Source organism: Paenibacillus mesotrionivorans (genome assembly GCF_046098205.1).
Taxonomy (GTDB): Bacteria; Bacillota; Bacilli; order Paenibacillales; family NBRC-103111; genus Paenibacillus_AR; species Paenibacillus_AR mesotrionivorans.
This window is the reverse complement of record NZ_JBJURJ010000007.1, coordinates 82,462-105,995: the sequence shown is the minus strand read 5'-3', so window position 1 is coordinate 105,995 and position 23,534 is coordinate 82,462. Positions and strand designations below refer to the sequence as shown.

Here is a 23,534-nt window from a genome sequence, read left to right as displayed (position 1 = left end):
TGTAAGAGAAGCCAACCGGTAGTCTGTTGCGCTATACTATTCGTTTGACCGCGTTGGATCCAATACTTTTTTACCAAGGTTGAGTCTATATTATCAGAATTTTAACTTTATACTTCTCGGACAACTGCAGAAGAAGAAATTCAAGATCAAGTCGTTATTCTGTCGCTGGACAGAAAGTTTGATCTTTATTGCAATGTCCAAAGACAGAATAGTTTGTCGAATTAAAAAGGATTTATGCTCACTTTAACGAATTTAACTTTAAAAACAAGACCTTTGAGAGGATGAATAGAGATGACTCCAGCACTAAAAGATATTATACGTTTCCTGGGTGCAGAAGAATGGGCTAGTGATAAGAACCAGTATTCACTCCATATTACAAAAGGAATAATTTACAAGAGGTCATATCTTGAATTTGAAGAAGAGGGAAACAAGGAAGTTGGAACAATCAATGAAGCCACGCTGAAGCAAGTTGTGAAGTTCATCGAAGAGGCTGAAGGGAATGTATCGCCCGAATCCAGTGAAATTTCATTACAAAAAGTCATCGGTCCGTATCTTTTCATGATCAATTACCCACCTACTGCAATAGAATATTGTCTAACGGTAAATAAACTTGGCCCTGATGTGCTGCCCTGGAAGGAAGTAGCCGATCTATGGAGTAACCGTATTCCATTTGTTGCGAACAAGAAGGAAATACGGTTTTATAAATCTGGTAAGATCATAGTGTTGCCATTTAATAATGAGAAAAGAGCTTTGTATTATTTACAACGAGCCTTCAGACGTAACGCATACTTACTTAACAGTTATGAAGGCATTCATGAGGACGATTTGAAGTTAACTGAGATTCTGACGTTAGTAAACGGCGACATTGTAATTATACGATACGACGGTGGAGCAGTTGAGATCCAGTATCTACAAACGAGATAGAGCACATTATCAAGTCATTTTCTATCATCATTCTAAAAATAGGTCATATCCGGTCCCTCTGCGACAGGAAAATGACCTTTTTAGGTCGGTGCTCTTTTTTAGGGTGTTTTTGATCTAGCTAAGAAACCTTAGATTTGGTAAAATATAAGCAAGTAAACGGTACAATTAACATCTCCTTTGCATATCTCCATTCCTATATGGTTAAAGTGGGAATAGTTGAGGAGGCGAGGTTATGACCGACAAGATGGGTGATGATAACATGATCAATAAAAAGCAATCCGTTCAGACAACAACTGTAACCAATGCACAAGCTACAGCAGCTGCAAAAAAGCAGTTTGATAAATATCGTGAGACCTTTAAAAAGTTGGCCAAAAACTAATGTATATCTCCATACTTCCAGAGCAAATCAGGCTTTTTCACGATATTGTCCTTGATGGAGACGGTGGTTTAGCTGGAGAAAAAGATCCAGGATACATTGATTTCATAGCCGAGAAACCTTTTCAGGAATCATTCGGTCATGAACTGTATCCTGGATTATTTTTAAAAGCAGCCACCTACATGCATGGCATCATTACAGCCCATCCCTTTTTTGACGGGAATAAGCGCACGGGTGTACTGACTTGCTTAGCATTCCTCGATTTAAACCACCGGCCCTTACAATGTGATCCGGAAGAATTGTTTCGTGTGGCAATTGCTGTGGCCACACACGAATTGAACGTTGAACAGCTTGCCGCTTGGCTGGAACGGCGGACATAATAAGGAACGCACCCTCAGAGGGAAGCGTTCCTTATTGCGTTACATGGGATATAGCCATACCATCCCTTCTGAGCTAATAAACCCACCACCAGCTAAGATTTGCTCTAATGCTCTAAAGCTCTTTTCCCACCTACCGGAATATATGGTCCCTTAAAATCGGAAAAACCCAGGAATGCTCCCGTGTCTTTATTTTGAAAGGTATATCCGGTGGTTTGATGTAACCCCCAGGTACCCCAAATTTCAAAGATCCATCCAGTTTAATGATTTCCAAATCCATTTTTAACCCTCCTGTTTCTCCAGTGAATTATTTTCTTCTTTATTCCCCCGCAATGAGGCTGTATGGAAATGTTCCTCATCAATTTCAAATCCCACACATGCTCGGCCCAGTTTTTGGGCAGCTTCGTATACAGGACCAGAACCTAAAAAGAAATCAGCTACAAGCTCACCTTTCTCTGTGCTGTTGTGAATGAATGCCTCCATGAGCTCAACCGGCTTTTCCGTTGGATGAATTGTTTTGTTCCCACTGATCCGCGGCACACGAACAACATCAGTGGATTTACGCGACCTGATCCGCCGCGCCTTCTCTTTACCCTTCGCGGCAAAGATAATAAATTCATGCTGATACCGGTACTGCCATCCTACCCCCATATTGACCTTATCCCAGACCAGGCAGTTTTTGATTGTGAACCCCACTTTGCGCATCCAAATGGCCATATAAGGGTACATCCGCCAATCTATGAATACGTAGATGTGCCGGCCTGTCTTCAATACACGATGAGCTTGCCGAAGCCATTGAAAGGTGAACCGTTGGTACTCCTGGAGGGTTAGATTGTCATTCCGGATCGTCTGGAACCTTGGCTTTCGGGTCCGGGTTTGCGTTGTACCGCTGAAGCCGAGGTTATAAGGAGGGTCTGTTACAATAACATCTACTGATTCATCGGGGAGGAATTGTTTAGCACCTGCAATGCTATCCATGTTGTAAATCATTTGCCTCTCTCCTTTTTCTGGAACATATGTTCGTTTTCTGGTTGTATAAAACCCCTCACCATTGGTGATGAGGGGATAAACCCTTTTCTTACAAGGCCCGGTCCCAATACCGGTATGTCGCTTTTTTATATGTTACTGGTCTCCCAATGGGAGTCATGACATCATGGGTAAACTCAATTACACTGACCACGCTTGGGCCATATATGGTCTCCTTGACCAGGATGGTCTGTCCACGGTATGTGGCTGTCTCGCTAAATGTATATGGATATTGCGGAGACCCGGCTCCATCCTTCGGTGCTTTATCATCACCCAGAAAAAAGAGGCCAATTATTTTAACGGGTTCTCGCAATAGGGTATTAGGGTTTGGAACAAGCGTAATAGGGTCAAGACCAACGTTGACAGCCAGGCTTTTTTTATAAGCTGCCGTACCAAGCACGGGGTCAAAGGTCATAAATCCATCCTCTTGGCTCATAATACTTTCTACTGCAGCATCATGGGCCGCAACAATGGCTGCTCCATACATCTGACCTTCACCCCTCTGCAGCGTACGGTCCTGTACCTGGAAGACGTACAGCATCATCCAGGCGATCATCCATACGGATAACTTAAAAACGGTTTTCATGTCCTCACCGCTCTTTGTATTCCGAAGATATGGTACGTTTGGCCTTATACTCGTCGGTCAGAATACCGCCCATGAAAATCAGCGTCTTCCGTGGATACCTCACCCGTAGTTCAATTTTTCCCGAGCTGCCTTTAGCTTTGCGATCATAGACGCTCGTCGTACCCTCGATAACAACTTGGTCGGGGTCCATTCCCCTGGTCTCTTGCAAAAACGTTTTTACATCAGCCTGAATCTCCGGTGTAATATACCCATACGGAGGTGCTTTGAGCATAGCCTCCGTAACAGCTGTCTGGATATAAGAATCATTTTTTCCATCCGCATAACCAAGCATGATGGATACACTCATCATGGTGGAGATCAATAGATATACAATCATCTCCAAGGCAAATCCCATGGCCGATTCCTCCTATCTCCTACTTCGCTCCCAACGGAATGCCCATGTAGACATGATCAGTAAGAAGCGCTTAAGGTTGCTCCGCGTTTCCGTCATCCTTCTCTGGGTATTAGATAAATCAGTTAGAATCATGAAAAGGGCGATTCCAGCTCCTACAACCATATACATGAGCACAAAGCCTAAAAGACGATCAAGTACATAGATCATACAATCTGCCTCCTCTTTATTGAACTAGACGGGACTCGCTATACCGACTGCGCTCCGATCCTATTTATTCGTATTTTGTAACAACACTATCAATTTTTGTTGCTGCTTTAGCTTGAGCATTTGTCGCTTTAGCCGACAGGCCGGTTGTCGGTGCAAAAATTAATGTGAGTGCCAGCACGGCGATAAGACCAATACTCAATACCTGGTTTGTTGAAAATTCCATGATTTAATCATCCTCCAAATGTTATAGTCCGGTGTCCATGCCGTAGGCCCATTGAAATACAGCCATGACAAACCATAAGCAAGCCAATACGACACCGGTAATATTAAAAATAAAGAGAAAACGGTTAAGATCCTGCATCTTGCTGGTGTAATTTGCGGCTTGCCGGTCATGGAGTGTCTTTTCATTTGCCGCGAGGGATTTGGCGCAGTCGGTATAGCCAATCTCGTCTATACTCCGCAGTAAAGAGATCAGGTAGGCAATGTCTTCATTCTTAGGATGACGCCGCTGCCAGCGCGCCAGCGCCTCTTCCTTACCCTTCCGCCAGTCGTGTTCTAACATGTACAGGTCGTTTTCCAATGCCTTCGTATAGGGCCGGAATTGCCGGATTAGAGCAATAACACTCTGCTGCACTTCCGATTGCGTTTCATTCCGCAGTAGTTGAATCAACAGGGCGACTTCCCTGTTGGCCCGGTGCCGCTGGATACGTTGGAATAATGGACGAATAAACGCATAGAAAGGACCTGGCGGACCAGGAGTCAAAGTAAGAAAAACAAACACAACATAAACAATGGGGCGCACCAACTCGGGGCCGTGGAATTGCATCAATACATAAGCCATTAACAGGAGTGTAATTCCATCACGGATCATCTTTATGGTTGGGCCACTTATATATTTTCTCCATCCCATACTTTCCAGGAGCTCGTCTGTTGCTTCTGAGGCATAGATTTTTTGTCCGAATTGAATTGGGGTAACAATACCCCATTTGATGGCTTGCTTCATTTCCGCCATCACCAGTTGTCGTCGGCCACCATCTATTGAAATCAACACAAGCGCGGAAGCCAACAATGTGCAACCAAGTGCGCCAAAAAGTAAAATGGACAGCATATGGTTCCAAATCCATTGCATTCCCTAAATCCTCCTTTCACAAATCTAATTTTCGGCGCCCTAAAATAATATTTAGCGCACAGGCTATGCATCCAATTAAAATAGCGGCCATCATTAAATTGAGCTGGCTGGGGATCTCAAACAGGTAATGCCTTGCTTTGTCTGTTAGGAGGCCCTTAGCGTAGTAATGGGCACCGTATAACACCGGGAATGTCAGCAGACCGACTTGGCTTAATTCCCGTTTTTTTGGGGCATCTGCTGCTTGTACCCGTTGCTGGGCATGCATACGCTCAATCAGGCTCCGCAATCCAACTCCAATATCCTTAGCATAGGAGACACTGCTGTTATGCTTGGCAGGCTTTTTAACCGGCAGCCCTATACCTAGTCCCTCTCGAAGCAAAACAGTGAATGTCTCCGCAAACCGGGTAGCCACTTGATGATTGAACAGCTCCAGAGCTTCAAATATTTTGTCCCTATTGCCCCGCTGGATGCTGTGCACCAATACGATTGTCATTTCCTGATATTTACCTTGGGATAATGTCACCATATTGTCGAGTGCCGGTTTAACCGCCCCTCGTGCCAGATACTGTTTCTCAAATTCCTCGAGATAGGGCAACAATTGATGACTGGCTCTGACGCGAACGATCTGCAGCAAGGCGTGGATAGCCAAAAACGGTAGAAAACAGGCAAACAGTCCCAATGCTACCGGCAGCCAAATTGTAAACATATTGTAGGGTAAATCCCCATGCCACCCTATGTAAATGGATGTAGCCTGGCTTGCTACTGTCAAACCCAAACCAAAACTAATAATGATTAACAGGCTATTAGCAAGACGAACTTTAGCCAGAGGCACGTGAAAAACAGTCATCATATGCTTGGCCAAATAAGCCAGTATTCTACTGTTGGGTAGCGAGTCTTGGCGCGGTTGGTATACGCGAAGCAAGGCAGCATAAATATTGGCATCACTTGTCCGCTCCTTAAGGTAGCTTGCCTTGGCCCATAGAAGCCCCCCTAACAATAAGGACCCGATTAAAATAAGTAGGGCACTTACCCCCATCCAGCGCTGCTGTAACCCCTGCCAGAGACCCTCCAGCACCATCACTCTCGCCCACCTCCTGTAATCGGTGTAAGCAGCCTTACCACCCGTTCCTCTTCCGGAATGGGGGACTTTTTCGTCAGTTCCTGTAACCGCCGCATGCCGGTATCATATGCCTCCGGATCGTAACGCCGCATCCTTTGGGCAAGCCTCTTGTCCAAATCGCAATGAAAATGCCACAGTTCTCCATCAAACCAGATGATTCTACGGCTGCTTACGGCCAACGAAATCGGATCTACCTCTATGCTTGATACCTCCAGATTTCGGATTACAGATTGGTCCTCGCCAAACGCCATGACTTGTACAAAGTCAATCTTACTGGCATATTCGACAAGGCTCATCGCATAGTTCATCCCGCTGGATTGCCGCAGTTCCTTCCGGGCCAGTGTACCCGGCACGTTCGTTGAATCCACCTCATGCATCGTCGTGAGGACGGTTCCCGTGGTATTGGCGCAAATTTCTTTGAAGCCTGGGGCTTCCACTTCCCGGATCTCGCCCATCAGATACTGTTCAGCATCCTGGCGAAGCGTCAAGGGAATGATCACAGAGGCCATGTTGGTCTCGTCCCCTTCATACTCCGAGATATCCCGATCCGGGAAGTCTTTTTGCAAATCCAACTCGTACACCAGCTCCGCGGCAATGGTCACCTTATCCGGCTTGGTCTCAGCAAACAAAGCTTTGGCCATGGTGGTCTTGGCCGTTCCCGGCTCCCCCGTCAGCACAATCTTGGTTCCGCACCGGCTCATCATCCGATAGATGGGTATTGCATCCGCTGCAATCGTGCCCCATTCGGCTTGCCGTACCAACGTAAACATTTGCTCCGTTTTACGCCGAAAGACAACGGAAGGGTGACGTGTCATAGGGGGCAAAGTGATGGTAACCCGAGTGCCGTCAAACATCTGCAATTGTGCATATTCCCTTCCGTGTTTTACAATCTGCTGGTCATCATTACGCAATAGATTTTCAATCATCCGGAGCACCCCAGCATCCGTCCGATACTGTTCATGAATGCGCCGTTTCTCCCCTTTTTCCCGATACCAGATGTTTCGATTATTGACCCGCCATTTCCCAATATGTCGTTTACGTTCATATACCACACTAACGGCACCTAGCCCCCACGTTTCGTGAAATAGGGCATCGACCAGGCTTTCATAAATGGGGGGATATGGCACATCATGGAGCCGATTTTCATCCACGATAGACTGAATAATGGCCTTCATTTGCTGGGTTTCTTTGGGGTGTCCAATGGTCGCCATATGCTGCTGATTCAAGTATTCCTCTTTGGCGGTAGCATCTGCTTTTTTTAGGCGAATTTCAAAGTAATCATCGAGTACCCGAATAGCTTCATCAAATTTGTTCGGATCGAAACGCTTGGTCCGTTCAACCACATGCGTCTCATCCTTCACATAATCAGCAAGCTGACGAAAATCTACTTCTCCCATATTTATCCCCCTCTTAAACGCTGCACAAAGCCCTTCTTAGCTGCCAAAAGCTCCTTCCGGGGCAACTGCAGCTCTGATATTAGTACGTCTGTAAACCGGACTAATAGCGATTGAATAAGCTGAGTATCATCATTGCCCTGAAGCCGACTACTATAAGGTATGGAGGCAATAGCCCCGGCTCCCAGTTTACTGGCGACGGCAGCCTTGGGTTCCATCCCTTGTCCCTCATAGTTGAAGATGAACGGTCTCTCCCTCAAGTTAAGCCAAGTCAGGAAATACAATTGAGACATGACCTCATAAAATTCATCCATAGCTGCTGCTTGACTGGTGGCTAGCAAGTATTGACGCGGGAATATTTTAAGGGGCACCAAGGTCAGGGAGTTATCCCAATACGGTGCTATAGAGAAAATGGTCACATCAAATGCCTGCTCGACCAGCCTTAACAGTTGCTCAATCTTTTCAGGTTGGAATGCCCTCGCTGCATCCAGCTTCGGATTGCCACCAATTTCCCAGACCCCATCCCGCAAAATGGCTGATTCCTGGATCCGGGCTACCGTCAGCACTCCGGCCTCGTATTCCCGGTACAACTGCCAAATGGTCCCTTCCTTCAAGCTGTAAGCGTATGGATCTAAATCAATGAACCCTACCTTCCCGGTAGTTCGGGTGGCCAGTTCCCTTGCTAGAGCTCGCCCGATGGTTTTTCGACCTGCATTTCTGTGGCAGCCAATCAATGCAAGGGACGGTTGTATTTGTTCGACGAACCGATCCGGGAATAAACGCCGTTCCACCTCTTCAGTCAGTTGATCATCCGATAAGTCTGTCAAGATCGGGACCTGGTGTAAATTACATTTTTCCCGCATCCGTTTGTAATGGGGCTCATCGAATCCCTGACGCGCCGGATACACATAGATTATCTTGCCGGATTCAGTACCCAGAATCTGCTCCAGTGGAGCATATTCAACCCCATCCAGGATGACCCAGTCTGCTGGCTGGCGTTCGCTATTGTTTGAGTAATATACATCTTGAACGCCCGGGATATCCCGAACCAGCTGGACTAGTCGGCTTGTAGTACCTATAACTGTTACTTTCACCGTAACACCCCTTTTGCAACTACAATTAGCTTGTAACCTTCTTCTACGGCACCTTTCAGTTGTGCGTATTGCTCCGGAGTCAAATTGGCTTTCATTTTTACAGGTTCCCCAGTAGCATCGCTTCGATCCTGTGCTTCTGTAGCGTTTTTGACGGAACGGTTTGTACCATCAACCACATAACGCAGCCGAACAGTATCCAAAATCGGCTTTTTTAGAGGACGCTCTACCGTATCTGGCACCGGCTGAATCACCGTCTCTACATGCGCCTCTTTCACTGACTTTGTAGTGTACTGCTGCTTCAGTTGGTTGGTGGGGAAAAGCCAGATCTCTGCCTCGTCACCGGAGCGCCCCGTCCAGTCCATAACCTCCAACCAGCTGGCTGGGATGGGATATTCATTTTCACCTTGTCTGGGGACAAGCACATCATCCCGAACATGGTTAAGTGTAATCGCGTCATCCGCATACAAGGGCATGACTAACGTTTTGTTCATGATCACTTCCATATTGTCTAATGTGATCATATTGGGGCTTACAGCAGCCGCCAATACTTCCTTGGGCATTAAAAGAGCCTTGAAGTTTTGACCTGTAATTTGGGTATGCTCCTCAAGCTTCACACCACCATTCGGGACGAAAACAATCTGATGGGGCAAAAGCTCCTGACCTCGGAAGAAGATCAGCAGGAACATGGAAACGCCAATCACAAATGTTCCTATTGCGACAAAAAATAATGATCGGACTTTAATTTGCACCTTTTCACCTCCCTTCCTGAGCATAAAAGATAAAAGCCGATCCATAGACCGACTCAATTTCTTGACAATATCACTTTACTATGGATTTCCAGATGTGGTGTCCGTGAAAAGTATGATTTTGGATGATTACCATTTCATATTATTATTCTTCTCTAATTGAAATCTGTTCTAAGAGAAACATCTACTATAAAGACTATCTTCTATAGGTATTGAAAACCCACGTCCAGTACCGAATGAGCGGAATTTTTTTGTGAGAAAACAGAACTTAAAACAAACAAAAGTCTGAAAGCAGAAATGTAACGTAAACCCTAGTATAAAAACTGAAACGTCGCATTCACATAAGACTAAAAACAGAAATAAAAAGAAATAGATCAGTTGTCCACATGCTCCGTCCCCAAAACAATGGGCTGCTGGGTGTTATCCCCACATTTTTTTCTGCTTTTGCATCTTCTTAATCGAATGTATATGCATGCATTCATGTAATCTTCAGAATATGATCATATTATGGACTGGCAAATGGAGCTGAACATATTAATCAAGGGGTATTGAAGCCTAAAAGAAGAAAAACACAGAAGAAAGTGGGAGTACGAAGAGCCCTCCTGCAGTGGTCTGGAGAGCTAACTAAGCGAGGTATGATAAGAGGAATTCTTCTAACCTAAAGTCAGTTGGGGCATCTGCCACAGGCTGCCAATGGTCTAAACCATGAATCTCTGATTTAAACCAATTTTGCAGGTGGTACAGATCCTGGCCGGTTAATGCATGCTGCTTATAGCAGCTCACTACTGAGGCTTCCAGAGCCATATAACTGCTGGGATCCTTTTGTAGAGTAAATGCCATTCGCCTGGATGCATGCAATCCCAATCTATACTCGATTTCAGCCGAACAACCGGAACCGCGTACATAGTCAATGGTTCCGAGTGCTGCAGGTCTGCTATAGAGTTCTTTCAATGTTGGCAATGCTGCTCTACAGGCCTTACGCAGCATATTTGATGGCAGTCCACGAATCTTGCTTACAAGCTGGGGTATGCGCTCCTGCTGGGTTGTTCCAGATGGTGCCAAAAAGGGATAAACACCTGTTTGCTGCAGGATGCCTAGCACTTGCCCCGTAACTTGATCTCGCAGATCCTTATGTATGTAATCCATTAGATCTTCAGGCAGGTAACGATGCTGTTGGTACATTTCCTTTATGTAGGTTAAGACCACACGAATGTAAGATTTACTTTTTCCTTTGGCCACCTGGAGCAACTGTCGGAAGAACCTCCCCTCCTTTACATTCTCCAATTCAGCCAATCCAGTATCCACTAAGAGTTGGCGTAACAACCGTTGTAATGGCCGATACCGGTTCTTCACCACAATAATATCGTGGTATTCCAGCTCAGGCTCATATACCGGTATGAGTGCGGCATTTACTTGATATACTACTTTTTTACCTCCGACAGCATTACGCTCTATGCGGCCAATATTGAAAAGAGCTTGTCCGTCTAAAAGTGGAGTCCGCATGTGCACCAACAACTGCTCCATTTGGTATTTGGATCGGGCATGTACCAGAGGCATAATGTTGTGCCAATTACGCTGCATGAGCTTGTCTGACTGAGCTCCCTGCTGCAGGCATGCATAAAGGAACCAACGCTGTGCAGCAATCGGTAGGTCAGTGAACGCCTTTGAAAAGACAATTGGGTGGTATAGGACGAATCTTCCAATCTCCTCTGTTTCCGGCTCCAAGTAATGCTTCAAAGTAAAAACACGACTATACGTGTCAGCAGTACAAGAAATAAGCCCTGTCTCAAGAAATTTTGAGAAGGCTTGATAAAACTGCTCTACACAAACCGGATCTTCATACAGTTCGATCAGCTTATTATAAACCTGAAAACGTGTTGCATCTTCAAGGACACCCTTTGTATTAAAACCAACCTGAAGAGTCATGGCTAACTGAATATCTGCTTTGGTGACATGATAAATTAGCCTTCCTTGGCCACTCTTACGCCTAAAAAAAACATCTGCACTACCATACTGTTCCTCAAGCTCAAAAAGCTTGGTCATAAAGCGAACACTACCAACCACTGGAGCTGTCTTTTGTTGTTGCTCACCCTTTTTGTTCTTGATCACAAACATCGGATAGACACCTCCTATCGCACATTCTCAGATGATATGTAATGACTCCGCAATTTTTATTAATGCCGTGCTTTTGAGTTGGTAATATTTTTGGCGTCCAATTTCCATACTCATCATGACCTGGATATCTGTTTTTCCTGACTGCTGCAAGAACCGTTTTTCCACGAGCTGACGTTCCTCCGGCTTAAGAAATTGGAGCGCTCGTTCTAGGGGATTAATAATGGCCTCAAGTTCTTGTTTCAGGTCCTTAAGCCTGTGGACTTCCTTCTCGGCCTCTACCACAGCCACCTCAATACTGCTGCCTGCAGGGGTTGTTTTATGATGAACAGGCTCCATGACCCTGCTGGAGGGGAATCTGACATTCAGCCGGGGACGTTTTAGATTTTCATCGATCTCCCTTACTTGCCGTTTGTAATAATTTAAGTGCTGCAGTTTTTCGACTACAATCGACACGTATTGCTCACGTTTTGGCCGCGGCAGATCCAGTTCCAACTGTTCTGCCAAAATTCCACAATCCCTGGTCACAATATGTTTCTGAATGAGCTCCAGCTCTGTTAACTCATCTTGAGATACATTCTCCTTTTTTTTCTGAATAGCCTTTGCCCGTTGCAGCAGGCTTGGCAAGGGAACATGCTCAATATTAGTGGCGGTTACTTGGATTCGCATATGGTTGTCTCCTTCCTCTTTTTTAGAAGCGTCCGGATTTTAGTCGTCGTTTTTTTGATCTCTAACATTTTGGATGAAAGCCCAAACCATTACACCGAAGAATGCTGTAATAATCATGCTATAAATGATTATTTTGGGGGACATTCTAAAGCCCCTCCTCCCTCTTTACAAGGTTTGCTTCGTAGAACTGTAAACTAATAATCCGTTTCTAAAATTGATTCGATTTCTTTGATCGCTGATATCGGGTTATTGCTTAGCTCTACAGAACCAACAATAATGTCACGGATTCTATCGTCATTCACTGCATCTTCGCCAAAATTTGATTCCATCCACTTTTCAATGAGCTGCTGCTTTTCTCTAGCCTCTTGATGACATCTAGCAGATACGATAAGTGCCTCTTTAATGTAATGTGGGATCAATAGTGTTTACCTCCTTCGCATTTACGTTGTGAACTAAATTTTGTTGCCCATGATCTCACCATCTTGCAAGATGCTATACGGCAACTCTCCTGACTCAAAAACACTTGTACGATCATACAGCGGCACGTAACGGTAACTACTGGATGCACCCTGCGCATAACGATAGGCAACGGCTGCCTCTCTACCGCTATCAAGCGTAGGCATTTTTAGTGCAACGCAGCGTGTTTTAGTGAGCAATACAGCATGACCGTATGGCTCTTGTGTCCATCTCCCAGGCTTTGTGCTGTCCGTCTTGATAAAGAGGGGTAGCCCTGTGGCCTTTGCCTCTTCTTTTGTTAACCATCCCTTTGCATTAGGCAATTTAATCATCCTTCCTAGTCAGTTTGCGTCTTATCTTTGTTCATAGAGGGAAATTGATTTTTGCCCAATATGTAACAGAATACTTCAAAGGCTTTCTTCCTTCGTGCCAACCGTAGCCCTGGCTTTTCAAATTCTTGGCGTGTTGTGCAACTCGCACTGATTGACCATCCGTAACTAGATGATTTACATGGCTTTCTATTGAACTGCTATTCCGGTCATACTTAATCCATTCAATTCCCTGCTGGATGCCTTGAAGCCGTTTTAATTCTTCAGTTACTTCAAGAATCTGTTTGCCGCATTTCGGACAACGCTTCGTTTCCATGATGGACTCCTCCGATTCATTTTGGTTCGCAGTTTGTGTCAATTAGGTTTGCCTCCCGGCGTTATCGCGGTGCTACTTAGATTCTCCGTTTACCGTCCAACCCTTAAGGTTTCGAGAGGCCTAGCTCACGATGATTCCGGCAACCGGCTTGAAGCACTACGAACTGCGCGTTAATGGCTTGTATCGTCTAGCTCAACTTCGAGCTTATACAATTCTCTTTCTAACCTGTAGACTGTTTGCTCCCACGTGTCCCTTTCGACTTTTGCTTCTTCGACCCGCGCGTTCAGTAATTTGATTTTCTCATGCAGTTCAGCCCTTTTCCCCACCATGGACACCGCCTATTCATTTTGTTCGTTTCACGGCCACCATTTCATTCCCTTCCGGACTGCAACCATAACCGCTCCGCTTGCGATAAAACATACCAGGATTACAATCACGCCTTCCATGCTATCAACCTCCTTTTTACTTCGCTGTTTGCGTCAACATGCTAAATGTCCATCACCTGCTGATAGCAGGAAAGACGTAATTCAGACTTCCGAGCCATGTCTACATCCTTTTCAATGGCTATCGGGGTTCTCCCGGTCCTGAGTGCTGCCAGGGAGATAGAGGCACTGCCAGAACAATTATCCAGTACCGTGTCCCCTTTGTTGGTGTAGGTGCGGATCATGTATTCGCATAGCGGAACCGGCTTTTGATTGGGGTGTATGCGCTCCGGGTCATCGTTATTGACAACCGGGAAGTGTAATACGCTACGCGGATGCCGATCCGTCCTACCAGCCTCTGTGGCCCAATTTACACCGCTGCCATATACCGTTGTTGAGTTATGATTACTTGTAGCTACATTCATGGGTTTGTGCCCCTGTGACATTTGCGGGTTATAGGTCGGCTGCTCTTTATAAAAGACCATCAGCAGCTCATGGGCCTGCATGGGCATGTGCCCGGCATTAAGGTGTCCGCTGGCCTTGTTTTTTTCCCATACCCAGTCGTAGCGGTACAATTCCGGTTTGCTGTTGTACAGGATTTTGTCAAAGGGAGGCTTTGCGAATAGAACAATAGCTCCATTCGGCTTAATGATACGCCCGTATTGCTCCCATAGTTGTTCAAAGGGGATGATCATATCCCATGGGCTGCGCGTTGTGCCATAGGGTAGGTCACAAAAGATCATATCTATTGACCCTGTCCTGATCTGCGGCATAACCTTCAGGCAATCTCCGGTTATGATCATGAAATCCCCCCTCCCTTATCTCAGTCATTTAATATATTTTGGAAGCAATTCACCAAGAAAGCAGCCACCCATCCTAACCTTCTTTACTGCTGATCCAGCTCCACAACTTTTATCTCCGTTACCGCCCTTTGTGCATTCTGCGCAATCATAAAACCATTTTCCTCTTGAATCTGGCTTGCTACTCAATTTCGCTTCACTGTTTGCCATAGTTTTAGTTCCTCCGGTGGTTATTGAACTATTCAATTCGGCCATTCTACGGTCGCTACTCGTTGTCTGTTCAACTATTGAAGCTTTTTATATGCGCTACGTGCAGCGGCAAGCTGCTTTATTGCATTTTGAAGTAAGGTCGCTTTACGAGGCTCGTCATCCGGCCAATTTTGAATCCTTTCTACCAGCTCTTCACGCCGCGACAAATCATTTTCAAGGGCAGTACAGATTACTGTTTTTTCCAAACTGGAAAAATCCAAGGTAATTCACTCCTTCGGAATATACCCGCATTTCAATTCATGCATCTTCTTGGCTCTAAAGTCGTGGATCCATCTGTATACTCTATTATGTAAAACTCACAGCCATTAATTTCACACGTTACAATGCCTCGTGAATCATCTTCAGGATCATTGACTTCCGAACCGGTGCTTGTCGTCTCACCGCAGCATGGACATTTAACATCCTTAATGCCTGCAGCTAACGCCTTTATTTGTGCCTCAAGTGCCTTCTTAATGTCCAATTAAAAACCTCCCTTTCGTTAGCTCCGCGCATTAGATAATACCCGATAAAACTTCATGACTTCTGAATGTACATGATTGTTATTGGCGATCTGCGCAATTTGAAAATCCCTCTCCATTTCGGTCATTAGTTTTGCAATATCTGAATCAACTGCTAAATTACTACGCATACCGTCCAACTGCACAAATTTCTGTACATACTTTTCAAGGCGCCGCAGCTGTTCATCCATATGCATATAACACCCCCGTTTTTATTTAGCCTGCCATCTTCAGGTAAGGGAGGCTAGATCCTTACGACACCCGGTGCCGGGTGTTTCGGCTTCTATACATCCGGGAGATTGTCCGGATCAAGACTGGTAAACTGCCGTAGATCGTCTGCACTTATTTCTCCATCACCGTAAGCCTTAATTAGGTCCTTAACTCGCTGCGTCTGCAATTTTCCTGGTTCGATGTTCTGTAATATCTCGATCCGCTTGGCATGCTCCTTCAGTTCTTGCTGTATCACCTACCCATCCCTCCTCTGCAATAAGCTCGATATAGCCTGGCACTGGGGTAACCTTCATGATAAGTTTAAGGCCGCGTTGATCGGCTATACTCTTGGCCAGTGTGATCATGCCGTCAATGTTATAGTTCGATGGCATGTTGGTATTAATCAGCCAAGAATAACCATACATACAGATGAAGTTGACTGCCTGAATTGCATGTATCTGCTCTAGACTCTCCTGTATTGGATCCAGCATTCCGCATTCACCACCATGTATTGTTCAGGTAATGCCACCAATCTCCATTCACAAAAAATATTTCAACGCATTGCTTACGGGAGTTCCAACGTACTTCCCGAATCCTCTCCAGGCTGTACCTTACACGGACATCTCCCCCATCGCTTCCAGATGGAAACGATACGTTGACTCCAGGTTTTTTTGTTGCTCCGGACTCAAACGTTCATAACCATCCACTTGGTTCATTTGCTTGGTCATCTTTCTGATCTCCTTTCTTCTCCGCATTTTGTGTAAATTTCATCACATAACCTGCCATCTTCAGGCAAGGGAGGTAAACCCCTTACGAGACCCCTATATGGGGCCTTTCGGCTGCTAGTGAATCATATTGTTGCCGTTGGTCGTTTGTATCATTTCCTGATAGGAAATCGGTAAGTGCTCCCCATAATATTCGTAATGGTAAAGTAGAAACGTCCTACCTAAAGCTTCCGGAATGGTGGATCCTACGACAGATACCTTCCTTTTACCGCTATCGTCCAGTTCAGAGATTCGGCAATACTCATCGAAGCCAGCAGGCATTGTCGCCAACTTCGTCAAATTAACTTCGACGCATATGGTATTAAGCAGCTGCCTTAGATCCAAAGCCGCATCCAGATTGCTAGAGTATGGCTTAGGATCACTAACGTCCCCAGTGAGAATGTTAATACACTCCTGGATCTCCTCATCCATAATTGGCCCAATCGGCAATGCTAAAATGTTATGAAGCTTCATGTTGTCCTCCTAACAAGCTGCAGGCGGTTCAATACCCTCTTGCGGTACAGCCTGCCAATAAAGTCCGAAAAAACAGTGGCGCAATCTCATAAACGCCTTAAATACTTCATCGAACGATTCATACCGAATACCGTACCTTTTGCCATGATAGGTTAATTGCCACATACGAATTCCTCCTATAAATTTTTGTAATCCAAATCTTCATCTAATACCTGAACGACAGTATCCGTGGAGACCTGGAGCAAATCCGATTTGATCTCCTTGGGAATTTCGTACGGATCCCAAAGCCTTCCTCGCGTTAGAGATGCGTAAAGCATCTCTTTGATTTCTTGGAGCTCCTGCCTCATCGACTCACAGGAACAAGAGCGAGTCGTACCCTTTAAATCATTGGCTGCCCATTCACTTACCTTTTTGGATAGCTTACGGGACCTCGAGAGATGATCCAGATACGTATAGACTTTTTCATCGTACAATTCCGGGCTAATGGTAAATTGTTGACGCTTAAGCATCTGCCTTCGCCTTCTCTCGACGCTTCAACTCACTCTTTGCCACAATTTCGCCAGCATAGAGATTCAGCTTCCGGCTGTCCTCCGGGAAAATATGATATTGACTGGCAATCTCCTTTCCCAGTGTCTTGTCCAGGTATTCTTGCATGTATCCTTGCAACACTTGGTTAACTCCACCAATGTGTACAAAGTACACCTTCTGACCATGCGCAAATTGGAAGGCATGGAGCGATTTCTGCATGGCAACCTTTGCAAAGTTATGGAGAGTGCGGTTGATGCATTCAGAGAAATTGGTTTTTTCCTGGGTTGTGGGGTCCATGTAGATATATTCACGCTTCCGTACATGCTCCAGTATGAAAGCTTCCAGCGCCCTAACATCGGTGAAGTGAGTCATCAGCTTACTTGTCCGCAGTAGCTCCAGTGTGTGCAGGTAACTCTGATCCGTGCTGGAGGCAAAATCGTCTTTATCCTGTGCCATACCTAAGCCTGGGGGCAATTTACTTAAATCCTGGGATTGACCCCCCAAGTCATTGATGACGGCGTAAGCGTCTTTAAACACATCAGCTTCTTCACGCAAATTCAGTTCCAAATCATATTTAAGTGCAAACCGCGCAGTCTCGCCCTCCACTCGGCATACCGTATCTTTAACTACAACGGTGATCTCTCGCTCCCATCCGGGTGTCAACAACGTAACCTGATGCTCTCCAACGAAGCGATCTGCCATCTTCCGGAGCGCCGATGCAAAACGATCTGCCCTTTTTACTAGCCATACCGGTAAAAGGGTAAGGAAATAATCGATATGTACGTTTTCTTGCTCCTTACTCCCTGGCTGCTTCTTGGCTTGAAAGTATGCAATACTAGCCAACCAGGTAATCATGACTGTTAGGGATTCACTCTTATCATGCAGCCGATCAATATGGGCATTGGCAAGGGCATATCCTTGCGCTTTCTCTCCCACTTTGAAATAGCGTTCAGCTCCGTCCATGGATACCTTTATCAGAAGATTCTTAAGCAGCTTCTCCTCACTAATTGCCTCACTGAACAAACCATCCGCTTCCGAAGCAGTAAGCTCTGCTATAGCTGAAGGCAGCTCAAAATACAGGCCGTCTACCATGTGCTGGCACATGGAGTTACCAAAATCACTAACCCAACGCTTAATTTGCATATAAGCATCTCCTAAGTATTTAATTTTCAAAAGAGTAATTTTAGAATGGGAATAATTAAAGGTAAAGAAAAGGGGATATGGGATTGTATCTTTGGGGGGAAAACCATATAATAGAGGTACGAGAGTCTATTATAGATTTGCCCAAAAGGAGAGCTTCGATTGCCGTCGATGCTCTTTTTCTATGACCAAGTGACTGGATTTCTTCATCTTGTTGACTCCCTAATACCAATATTTGAACCCAGCTAACTTTTTGCTAAGCACCTTTCGTCTGCTTCAGGGAATCAGCTTTTTTGGCCTCAATTTCCCGAAATGCCCTTTCCAGTAACTCCCGGGGAAATTGGGATGATTTTATGATTACCTTGTTCATTCTATTTCCTCCCTTATGCATATGCCGTAGAAGATCCATTTTGTTCAACATGTGCTACAACACTCTTAAAAAAAATATCCCTTGGGTCTTTTTTGAGGGCTTCACTTATAGTTATAACAAGTAACCCCGATGGCTCAGAGCCATGAAGTTCAATGTTAGTAATAGTTTGCCTTGTTGTATTGGCTCTACGTGCCAACTCACTAACTGACATCCCCACAGCCTGCCTTGTTTCCCGGAGTTTATTGTTTAACATGATTTACACCTCCTTTGGCACAACTGTAACACATGGTAAACAAAATCGTCAAGTATGTTTAACGGGTAGCTTCCTATATTTTTTGTTTTACATAATGTAAAGTTAGTGTTACAAGGGGTGAAATCTACATGTCCGAGTTGGGAAGCTTGCTCAAGAGTTTGCGCGGTAAAGAATCCCTTCGCAAAGCTGCTGAAAGGGCTGGAATAAGTCATACATATCTAAGTATTATTGAGAAGGGCGTAGATTTAAGGTCTGGTAGCCCTGTAAGCCCTACACCGGAGACCCTGAAAAGTCTTGCTAAAGCTTATGATTATCCGTACGAAAAGTTAATGATCGTCGCTGGTTATATCAAACCTGAGCAGGGTTCACATACTGCGGAAGAAACTATTGAATTGATAAACGAAAAAGCGCGATCATTAGGATTTTCTCCTAATGATCCCGAGTTTCTTAAAATGCTCTCTAACGCTTTCGACTTGCTCCAATTTGCAAGAGACCAAAATCAAAAGTAAATCCAGGATTTCCGTAGATGCTTCCAAATCGATTGCTTTTTTATCTTCTTCTTTCATCAAGACACCACCTGTATTTTAATCATTTATGTAATTGCGATTGCTGTAGCCCTTCTTTTTACCCACCCCAACTTAATTTTTATGTCTTTTCCTTTTTTCCTACTTAGCACATATCTCCTCTAAATAGGTAAAATAGGTTTAAACATGGTTTTTCCCCTCTTGTTTTTATTAGACACCATCTTTATATCACTTGTAACGTTTTTAGGCCTTCAAGCCTAATACCCCTCAATTTTTCTTTACAATTATAGGTAGCTGGTGTTAATATAGAAAATTTATACAGAAAAGAGCTGATCCGTTAACCTGGATCAGCTCTTTCTGTGAGATACCGATATTTCTCAGTCATAGCTCTCGAAATACTTAATTTCACTCCACTTTTCATTATTGCTTCGTTTCCAAAAGGAGAAATTACAATTTTATCTATTTCCTTTATGTTCACAAGATTGGATGGGTTTATAAAGTCAACTTCTAATCCCAATTCTTCAAAGAACCTCTTGATGATATCCATGTTGTTTATTGCACTAACAGAACCGTTATTCTTTACATGAAACACAAGTTTTTTCTTAACCATTTCGGCAAATTCAAATCCGACTGTAACATCAACAAATTTTGACTCATCCTCATTACTCAAACCAAAGTGCATAGCTTAATTCCCTACTTTTTTAATTCTTCTGGGACTTCGGGATTACCAATCAAAAACTTCATAGTTCCTACCAACAAAAAGGCAAACAGAGATAACGCAGTTGCAGCATACGCAGCATACTTTTTCAAATTATTCACCTCTCCTTCTTGGTATTAACGTGAGCGATTGTATAAATATAGTTATAGCATATAACTGAGACAATCCAAAAAAATTTAGCGAAACAATAACTACAGCCGTGATTTTATAAATAATTTTTCGCTTTCCAGCGGGTTGATTCTCACCCATTGATGGGGCCAAAGTCAAAATTAATAAGAGGGACATGGTTGTCAAAATAAAAACTATATAGGATTCCATAGGTGGCACTAAGGGTACGCATGAAAAAAGCAAAGCTGATACTACGACACATACATCTAAAGATTTAAAGTGAAATCCTCCGGAAAAGAACCTTAACAGTGAGAAGTATAATAATGACTTTAAAGCTTGAGTTACCTCACCCGTAATTAAACTAAATATACATGTAAGTAATATTCCGAATAATAAATTCAATATTACAGACAGGGAATATTTCAGAACAGGAAGGCTAAGAGTTTCATCCTCACTTTTTTTTATTAGCCAAAACGCTATGCTTTGAGCTATGCATTCCGTCATGAGAACTCTCCCTTTTATAGGTTAATCTCAATAAGAAAACGAAGGAAACAAAACCCACAATGATTATGATACCGACATTATTAATACCTTTTGTTATAACCACAATACTTACATTACATATGATAACTGCAATGCCCAACATAACTGTGTACCAGCCCATAGGCTCCTTTTTATTTGCTCTTATCCATTGGGGAGGGCGTGATATAGACGCAAAACTATAATCAAAGATCTTAACGATTATTGCTGAGAAGAGGATCCATATTTGATTTGAAATCTGTATAAGATAAGTTCCAAAATTACTTGTACTTTGGGCATCCGTCTCCAGTCCAATTCCTAAAAAGACGAATAGCTTAAATATTGCTAACTGAGATACCACAAAATAAATAAAGCCTGTACCAGCTAATTTTAGGGAGTCCTTAATACGATATACCAATACATATCTAAAAATTAAAATAAAAGTTGTGAATTGAATAAGTGAATCAACCAATGGCATTTTAAAAATAACTCTCGTTATGTATGACAAAATCGAAATTACAACTGAGGCTAATATCAATTCCTTTAAATATTCTTTATAAGGTTGTTTATATAGAGCAAAGGCAAAAGTTGAAACTACAAATATGTCTAAAGTGCCTAAAAGAATATAAATTGCTAAATCCATATAACACCTCTATATACAAGAATATAACCTCAATATATATGAATCAGGAATTTATTACTAGATTCAAAAATTGTAAATCATTGCAGTCTCTTTCTTTTTACGTGATAATGGGAACAAACATGAAAAGGAGAATCATGATGAACGCAGCTATCTACGCACGTACAGCAAGCTCTGAACGATCACTCAACAGCCAAGTCCAAATATGCCGTGAATACATACAAGAACTGGGGGGAAGTGTCGCGGCTATTTACGAGGACTTAGGTGTGAATGGTTTAAATCTTGACCGCCTGGCAATGACCGAAATGCTCACCGCTGGTTCATCTGGTAAGTTTGACACTTTAGTCTTAACTGGAATTGATCGAATATCGAGAAATCGAGCTGATGTTATGAAATTTATTAGTGATCTCGAACTATTGAAAATCAGCTTGATTATTATTAAAGATTCTACGAACGAGTTTGAAGGCTTTGATAACGATGAAAACTGATTGGTTTCAAATACTTGAGGCTGCCAACACAGGTAAATCTGGGGGTACCAATCTCTACAATGTACTGGATAAATCGGTACTTACCGCTGTATATATACGGGTATCAACAGAACGTCAGGCGGAAGAAGGCTTTTCGTTAGAGGCTCAACAAGAAGCTTTGTTTAAGGTCATTGAACGTAAAGGGTTACGTTTATTTAAGGTTTATACAGACCCTGGCATAAGCGGAAAAACACTTAAACGGCCAGGCGTGCAGGCAATGATTGCTGACATGAAGGCTGGCCGCGTGGGAACCGTAATGATTCATAAACTAGACCGCCTTAGTAGGAACATGGGTGATATTATCCAGTTTATTGAGTTGGTCAATAAGATGGATATCCGACTAGTTATAGCCGCCCAAGGAGAAGATGAAATTGATACCCGCAGCCCAATGGGTAAAGCGTTTCTGCAGCTCAACGGAATTTTTGCTGAGTTGTACGTGAATAACCTCCGAGAGGAAACGTTAAAGGGGCTCACGAAAAAAATGACTAATGGTGGTCGCCATATTTCATCTCCCCCACTTGGTTACGAACTCGATCGCTCTGTTCCAGTTCCTGAGGGTGAAGAAATTCCGATGATCATTGTAGAAGAAGAAGCTGCCCTTGTTAGAGAAGTCTATGACTTGTTTGTGAATAAGGGTTGGGGTGTCACAAAAATTGCAAAGCATATGAATCTTCACAGTAGCACGAAGGAAGGCGGAAAGTGGGACAATAAGAGTGTCCGTAATATTTTGACCAACCCAACTTATGCAGGTTACAACCATTTCAAGCCTGAAGAGTGGGAAGAAGAGGATAGGATCATAACCCCAGGTAACCATAAACCCATTATTTCGATTGAATGGTACGAGAGGGCAAAGAAGATACGCACCAGGAGGGCAGAAGGGCATCAGTCGCGGCGCAGTTTTGAATACCCGTTTGGTGGAATAGTGAAATGTGATAGCTGCGGTGCCACCTATACTGGTAACAGTTCAGTTAAGCCAGGTCACATTTACCGCTCATACCGATGCTTGAACAATTATTCCAAGGGTACATGCAATTCACCCAGCATATCAGAAAAGGAATTAAGCCGAATTGTATTCAATGCAGTTGAATTAATTGATGATTCCATTCAGGAAACCACAGATATGAAGCAGGCCAAGAAGGCAAAACGAGACATGAAAAAGGAAATTGAAATATCTAATAAACGGCGGAAAAACTGGATGATGGCCTTAGGGGATGGTAAACTTTCGTCTGAGGATTACGGCATGCTCGTACAGGAGGAAGAAAACCGGATTCGAGATGTATATATGGAATTGCATAAAATTGAAATGACCGAAAAAGAAATTCCAACCGAAGATTTGAAAATGATGGTCCGTACCTTAAATGAGAATTGGGATCTGCTCGAAACTCAGACTCAGAAGGAGCTTATTCAGTCCATGTTTCGTCAGATTGTTGTTAAAAAGATATCAGATAAGTGGCAGTTGACGCATCTGCTCACTGTCTGATTCAGGAAAAGCAAATTCACAAAAAATAGCGTTAG

General features: G+C 43.8%; 33 protein-coding genes. 6 read left to right on the top strand and 27 right to left on the bottom strand.

The genetic code is table 11. The features are described from left to right. The first annotated feature begins 291 nt into the window (after positions 1-291). The 3 genes from ACI1P1_RS12120 (at position 292) to ACI1P1_RS12110 (ending at position 1,680) form a co-directional block, all read left to right on the top strand. Positions 292-924, top strand: a complete 633-nt coding sequence (locus ACI1P1_RS12120; protein ID WP_416216650.1) for a hypothetical protein — start codon at positions 292-294, stop codon at positions 922-924. 232 nt (positions 925-1,156) lie between these two features. Beyond that, on the top strand, positions 1,157-1,303 hold the full coding sequence (locus tag ACI1P1_RS12115; RefSeq protein ID WP_416216649.1) for a hypothetical protein: 147 nt from the start codon (positions 1,157-1,159) through the stop codon (positions 1,301-1,303). After that, the gene (locus tag ACI1P1_RS12110) at positions 1,303-1,680 is read left to right on the top strand and encodes a type II toxin-antitoxin system death-on-curing family toxin (RefSeq protein ID WP_416216648.1); all 378 of its coding nucleotides are present in this window, start codon (positions 1,303-1,305) and stop codon (positions 1,678-1,680) included. The genes ACI1P1_RS12115 and ACI1P1_RS12110 overlap by 1 nt, the downstream gene beginning before the upstream one ends. A 279-nt stretch (positions 1,681-1,959) precedes the next feature. Here the strand turns inward: ACI1P1_RS12110 and ACI1P1_RS12105 are convergent, their stop codons facing one another. From ACI1P1_RS12105 to ACI1P1_RS11990, 24 genes are all read right to left on the bottom strand, one after another. Next, positions 1,960-2,667 (bottom strand): DNA-methyltransferase, encoded by a 708-nt coding sequence (locus tag ACI1P1_RS12105; RefSeq protein ID WP_416216647.1) that lies wholly within the window; start codon positions 2,665-2,667, stop codon positions 1,960-1,962. Positions 2,668-2,755: 88 nt separating this feature from the next. Continuing rightward, on the bottom strand, positions 2,756-3,289 hold the full coding sequence (locus tag ACI1P1_RS12100; protein ID WP_416216646.1) for a hypothetical protein: 534 nt from the start codon (positions 3,287-3,289) through the stop codon (positions 2,756-2,758). Between the two features lie 4 nt (positions 3,290-3,293). Beyond that, a complete protein-coding gene (locus tag ACI1P1_RS12095) occupies positions 3,294-3,683 on the bottom strand; it encodes a hypothetical protein (RefSeq protein ID WP_416216645.1) in 390 nt (129 codons plus the stop codon). A 271-nt stretch (positions 3,684-3,954) separates the two neighbouring features. Beyond that, a complete protein-coding gene (locus ACI1P1_RS12090) occupies positions 3,955-4,113 on the bottom strand; it encodes a hypothetical protein (RefSeq protein WP_416216644.1) in 159 nt (52 codons plus the stop codon). Positions 4,114-4,134: 21 nt separating this feature from the next. Beyond that, on the bottom strand, positions 4,135-5,019 hold the full coding sequence (locus ACI1P1_RS12085) for a hypothetical protein (RefSeq protein ID WP_416216643.1): 885 nt from the start codon (positions 5,017-5,019) through the stop codon (positions 4,135-4,137). A gap of 16 nt (positions 5,020-5,035) precedes the next feature. Next, positions 5,036-6,100, bottom strand: a complete 1,065-nt coding sequence (locus tag ACI1P1_RS12080) for a hypothetical protein (RefSeq protein ID WP_416216642.1) — start codon at positions 6,098-6,100, stop codon at positions 5,036-5,038. Then, entirely contained in the window at positions 6,097-7,536 is a 1,440-nt protein-coding gene (locus ACI1P1_RS12075) for an ATPase, T2SS/T4P/T4SS family (RefSeq protein ID WP_416216641.1), read from the bottom strand. The genes ACI1P1_RS12080 and ACI1P1_RS12075 overlap by 4 nt, the downstream gene beginning before the upstream one ends. Positions 7,537-7,538: 2 nt before the next feature. Continuing rightward, positions 7,539-8,627 carry a nucleoside/nucleotide kinase family protein gene (locus tag ACI1P1_RS12070; protein WP_416216640.1) on the bottom strand — a complete coding sequence of 363 codons (1,089 nt, stop codon included), beginning with the start codon at positions 8,625-8,627 and terminating at the stop codon, positions 7,539-7,541. Next, the gene (locus ACI1P1_RS12065) at positions 8,624-9,376 is read right to left on the bottom strand and encodes a hypothetical protein (RefSeq protein WP_416216639.1); all 753 of its coding nucleotides are present in this window, start codon (positions 9,374-9,376) and stop codon (positions 8,624-8,626) included. Before ACI1P1_RS12065 ends, ACI1P1_RS12070 begins: the two co-directional genes overlap by 4 nt. A 621-nt stretch (positions 9,377-9,997) precedes the next feature. Then, positions 9,998-11,488: a hypothetical protein gene (locus tag ACI1P1_RS12060; protein ID WP_416216638.1), complete on the bottom strand. Its 1,491-nt coding sequence runs from the start codon at positions 11,486-11,488 to the stop codon at positions 9,998-10,000. Between the two features lie 27 nt (positions 11,489-11,515). After that, entirely contained in the window at positions 11,516-12,154 is a 639-nt protein-coding gene (locus ACI1P1_RS12055) for an ArpU family phage packaging/lysis transcriptional regulator (protein WP_416216637.1), read from the bottom strand. Positions 12,155-12,348: 194 nt separating this feature from the next. Continuing rightward, complete coding sequence (locus ACI1P1_RS12050) at positions 12,349-12,573, bottom strand: hypothetical protein (RefSeq protein ID WP_416216636.1); 225 nt, start codon at positions 12,571-12,573, stop codon at positions 12,349-12,351. 33 nt (positions 12,574-12,606) lie between these two features. Further along, a complete protein-coding gene (locus tag ACI1P1_RS12045) occupies positions 12,607-12,942 on the bottom strand; it encodes a hypothetical protein (RefSeq protein WP_416216635.1) in 336 nt (111 codons plus the stop codon). A 31-nt stretch (positions 12,943-12,973) separates the two neighbouring features. Continuing rightward, entirely contained in the window at positions 12,974-13,255 is a 282-nt protein-coding gene (locus ACI1P1_RS12040; RefSeq protein WP_416216634.1) for a hypothetical protein, read from the bottom strand. Between the two features lie 487 nt (positions 13,256-13,742). Beyond that, the gene (locus tag ACI1P1_RS12035; protein WP_416216633.1) at positions 13,743-14,480 is read right to left on the bottom strand and encodes a DNA-methyltransferase; all 738 of its coding nucleotides are present in this window, start codon (positions 14,478-14,480) and stop codon (positions 13,743-13,745) included. A gap of 24 nt (positions 14,481-14,504) precedes the next feature. Next, the gene (locus tag ACI1P1_RS12030; protein WP_416216632.1) at positions 14,505-14,687 is read right to left on the bottom strand and encodes a hypothetical protein; all 183 of its coding nucleotides are present in this window, start codon (positions 14,685-14,687) and stop codon (positions 14,505-14,507) included. Positions 14,688-14,761: 74 nt separating this feature from the next. Next, positions 14,762-14,947: a hypothetical protein gene (locus tag ACI1P1_RS12025; protein ID WP_416216631.1), complete on the bottom strand. Its 186-nt coding sequence runs from the start codon at positions 14,945-14,947 to the stop codon at positions 14,762-14,764. 32 nt (positions 14,948-14,979) lie between these two features. Continuing rightward, positions 14,980-15,207: a hypothetical protein gene (locus ACI1P1_RS12020; protein ID WP_416216630.1), complete on the bottom strand. Its 228-nt coding sequence runs from the start codon at positions 15,205-15,207 to the stop codon at positions 14,980-14,982. Positions 15,208-15,225: 18 nt separating this feature from the next. After that, complete coding sequence (locus ACI1P1_RS12015) at positions 15,226-15,435, bottom strand: hypothetical protein (RefSeq protein WP_416216629.1); 210 nt, start codon at positions 15,433-15,435, stop codon at positions 15,226-15,228. 186 nt (positions 15,436-15,621) lie between these two features. Then, positions 15,622-15,945, bottom strand: coding sequence for a hypothetical protein (locus tag ACI1P1_RS12010; protein ID WP_416216628.1), 324 nt, complete (start codon positions 15,943-15,945; stop codon positions 15,622-15,624). 351 nt (positions 15,946-16,296) lie between these two features. Next, the gene (locus tag ACI1P1_RS12005; protein ID WP_416216627.1) at positions 16,297-16,692 is read right to left on the bottom strand and encodes a hypothetical protein; all 396 of its coding nucleotides are present in this window, start codon (positions 16,690-16,692) and stop codon (positions 16,297-16,299) included. 176 nt (positions 16,693-16,868) lie between these two features. After that, the gene (locus tag ACI1P1_RS12000) at positions 16,869-17,201 is read right to left on the bottom strand and encodes a hypothetical protein (RefSeq protein ID WP_416216626.1); all 333 of its coding nucleotides are present in this window, start codon (positions 17,199-17,201) and stop codon (positions 16,869-16,871) included. Next, positions 17,194-18,363 carry an Alp7A family actin-like protein gene (locus tag ACI1P1_RS11995; RefSeq protein WP_416216625.1) on the bottom strand — a complete coding sequence of 390 codons (1,170 nt, stop codon included), beginning with the start codon at positions 18,361-18,363 and terminating at the stop codon, positions 17,194-17,196. The genes ACI1P1_RS12000 and ACI1P1_RS11995 overlap by 8 nt, the downstream gene beginning before the upstream one ends. Before the next feature lie 380 nt (positions 18,364-18,743). Further along, entirely contained in the window at positions 18,744-18,983 is a 240-nt protein-coding gene (locus tag ACI1P1_RS11990; RefSeq protein WP_416216624.1) for a helix-turn-helix transcriptional regulator, read from the bottom strand. 128 nt (positions 18,984-19,111) lie between these two features. Here ACI1P1_RS11990 and ACI1P1_RS11985 point away from each other — a divergent pair, with 128 nt between their 5' ends. After that, positions 19,112-19,492, top strand: coding sequence for a helix-turn-helix domain-containing protein (locus ACI1P1_RS11985; RefSeq protein WP_416216623.1), 381 nt, complete (start codon positions 19,112-19,114; stop codon positions 19,490-19,492). Positions 19,493-19,844: 352 nt separating this feature from the next. Here ACI1P1_RS11985 and ACI1P1_RS11980 read toward each other — a convergent pair whose 3' ends face one another. The 3 genes from ACI1P1_RS11980 to ACI1P1_RS11970 form a co-directional block, all read right to left on the bottom strand. Beyond that, positions 19,845-20,189 carry a hypothetical protein gene (locus ACI1P1_RS11980; protein WP_416216622.1) on the bottom strand — a complete coding sequence of 115 codons (345 nt, stop codon included), beginning with the start codon at positions 20,187-20,189 and terminating at the stop codon, positions 19,845-19,847. Between the two features lie 129 nt (positions 20,190-20,318). Then, complete coding sequence (locus tag ACI1P1_RS11975) at positions 20,319-20,837, bottom strand: accessory gene regulator ArgB-like protein (RefSeq protein WP_416216621.1); 519 nt, start codon at positions 20,835-20,837, stop codon at positions 20,319-20,321. Continuing rightward, on the bottom strand, positions 20,785-21,495 hold the full coding sequence (locus ACI1P1_RS11970) for a hypothetical protein (RefSeq protein WP_416216620.1): 711 nt from the start codon (positions 21,493-21,495) through the stop codon (positions 20,785-20,787). Before ACI1P1_RS11970 ends, ACI1P1_RS11975 begins: the two co-directional genes overlap by 53 nt. A gap of 134 nt (positions 21,496-21,629) precedes the next feature. Between ACI1P1_RS11970 and ACI1P1_RS11965 the strand changes: the two genes are divergently transcribed. Both ACI1P1_RS11965 and ACI1P1_RS11960 read left to right on the top strand, forming a co-directional pair. Next, a complete protein-coding gene (locus ACI1P1_RS11965) occupies positions 21,630-21,980 on the top strand; it encodes a recombinase family protein (protein WP_416216619.1) in 351 nt (116 codons plus the stop codon). Then, positions 21,970-23,499 (top strand): recombinase family protein, encoded by a 1,530-nt coding sequence (locus ACI1P1_RS11960; RefSeq protein ID WP_416216618.1) that lies wholly within the window; start codon positions 21,970-21,972, stop codon positions 23,497-23,499. Before ACI1P1_RS11965 ends, ACI1P1_RS11960 begins: the two co-directional genes overlap by 11 nt. Positions 23,500-23,534 lie beyond the last annotated feature (35 nt).

Bases quoted from the DNA above. Each gene is read 5' to 3' on its own strand.
- ACI1P1_RS12120 (WP_416216650.1), top strand. From the start codon at position 292: ATGACTCCAGCACTAAAAGATATTATACGTTTCCTGGGTGCAGAAGAA.
- ACI1P1_RS12115 (WP_416216649.1), top strand. From the start codon at position 1,157: ATGACCGACAAGATGGGTGATGATAACATGATCAATAAAAAGCAATCC.
- ACI1P1_RS12110 (WP_416216648.1), top strand. From the start codon at position 1,303: ATGTATATCTCCATACTTCCAGAGCAAATCAGGCTTTTTCACGATATT.
- ACI1P1_RS12105 (WP_416216647.1), bottom strand. From the start codon at position 2,667: ATGATTTACAACATGGATAGCATTGCAGGTGCTAAACAATTCCTCCCC.
- ACI1P1_RS12100 (WP_416216646.1), bottom strand. From the start codon at position 3,289: ATGAAAACCGTTTTTAAGTTATCCGTATGGATGATCGCCTGGATGATG.
- ACI1P1_RS12095 (WP_416216645.1), bottom strand. From the start codon at position 3,683: ATGGGATTTGCCTTGGAGATGATTGTATATCTATTGATCTCCACCATG.
- ACI1P1_RS12090 (WP_416216644.1), bottom strand. From the start codon at position 4,113: ATGGAATTTTCAACAAACCAGGTATTGAGTATTGGTCTTATCGCCGTG.
- ACI1P1_RS12085 (WP_416216643.1), bottom strand. From the start codon at position 5,019: ATGCAATGGATTTGGAACCATATGCTGTCCATTTTACTTTTTGGCGCA.
- ACI1P1_RS12075 (WP_416216641.1), bottom strand. From the start codon at position 7,536: ATGGGAGAAGTAGATTTTCGTCAGCTTGCTGATTATGTGAAGGATGAG.
- ACI1P1_RS12060 (WP_416216638.1), bottom strand. From the start codon at position 11,488: ATGTTTGTGATCAAGAACAAAAAGGGTGAGCAACAACAAAAGACAGCT.
- ACI1P1_RS12055 (WP_416216637.1), bottom strand. From the start codon at position 12,154: ATGCGAATCCAAGTAACCGCCACTAATATTGAGCATGTTCCCTTGCCA.
- ACI1P1_RS12045 (WP_416216635.1), bottom strand. From the start codon at position 12,942: ATGATTAAATTGCCTAATGCAAAGGGATGGTTAACAAAAGAAGAGGCA.
- ACI1P1_RS12040 (WP_416216634.1), bottom strand. From the start codon at position 13,255: ATGGAAACGAAGCGTTGTCCGAAATGCGGCAAACAGATTCTTGAAGTA.
- ACI1P1_RS12035 (WP_416216633.1), bottom strand. From the start codon at position 14,480: ATGATCATAACCGGAGATTGCCTGAAGGTTATGCCGCAGATCAGGACA.
- ACI1P1_RS12030 (WP_416216632.1), bottom strand. From the start codon at position 14,687: ATGGCAAACAGTGAAGCGAAATTGAGTAGCAAGCCAGATTCAAGAGGA.
- ACI1P1_RS12015 (WP_416216629.1), bottom strand. From the start codon at position 15,435: ATGGATGAACAGCTGCGGCGCCTTGAAAAGTATGTACAGAAATTTGTG.
- ACI1P1_RS12010 (WP_416216628.1), bottom strand. From the start codon at position 15,945: ATGCTGGATCCAATACAGGAGAGTCTAGAGCAGATACATGCAATTCAG.
- ACI1P1_RS12005 (WP_416216627.1), bottom strand. From the start codon at position 16,692: ATGAAGCTTCATAACATTTTAGCATTGCCGATTGGGCCAATTATGGAT.
- ACI1P1_RS12000 (WP_416216626.1), bottom strand. From the start codon at position 17,201: ATGCTTAAGCGTCAACAATTTACCATTAGCCCGGAATTGTACGATGAA.
- ACI1P1_RS11995 (WP_416216625.1), bottom strand. From the start codon at position 18,363: ATGCAAATTAAGCGTTGGGTTAGTGATTTTGGTAACTCCATGTGCCAG.
- ACI1P1_RS11990 (WP_416216624.1), bottom strand. From the start codon at position 18,983: ATGTTAAACAATAAACTCCGGGAAACAAGGCAGGCTGTGGGGATGTCA.
- ACI1P1_RS11985 (WP_416216623.1), top strand. From the start codon at position 19,112: ATGTCCGAGTTGGGAAGCTTGCTCAAGAGTTTGCGCGGTAAAGAATCC.
- ACI1P1_RS11980 (WP_416216622.1), bottom strand. From the start codon at position 20,189: ATGCACTTTGGTTTGAGTAATGAGGATGAGTCAAAATTTGTTGATGTT.
- ACI1P1_RS11975 (WP_416216621.1), bottom strand. From the start codon at position 20,837: ATGACGGAATGCATAGCTCAAAGCATAGCGTTTTGGCTAATAAAAAAA.
- ACI1P1_RS11970 (WP_416216620.1), bottom strand. From the start codon at position 21,495: ATGGATTTAGCAATTTATATTCTTTTAGGCACTTTAGACATATTTGTA.
- ACI1P1_RS11965 (WP_416216619.1), top strand. From the start codon at position 21,630: ATGATGAACGCAGCTATCTACGCACGTACAGCAAGCTCTGAACGATCA.
- ACI1P1_RS11960 (WP_416216618.1), top strand. From the start codon at position 21,970: ATGAAAACTGATTGGTTTCAAATACTTGAGGCTGCCAACACAGGTAAA.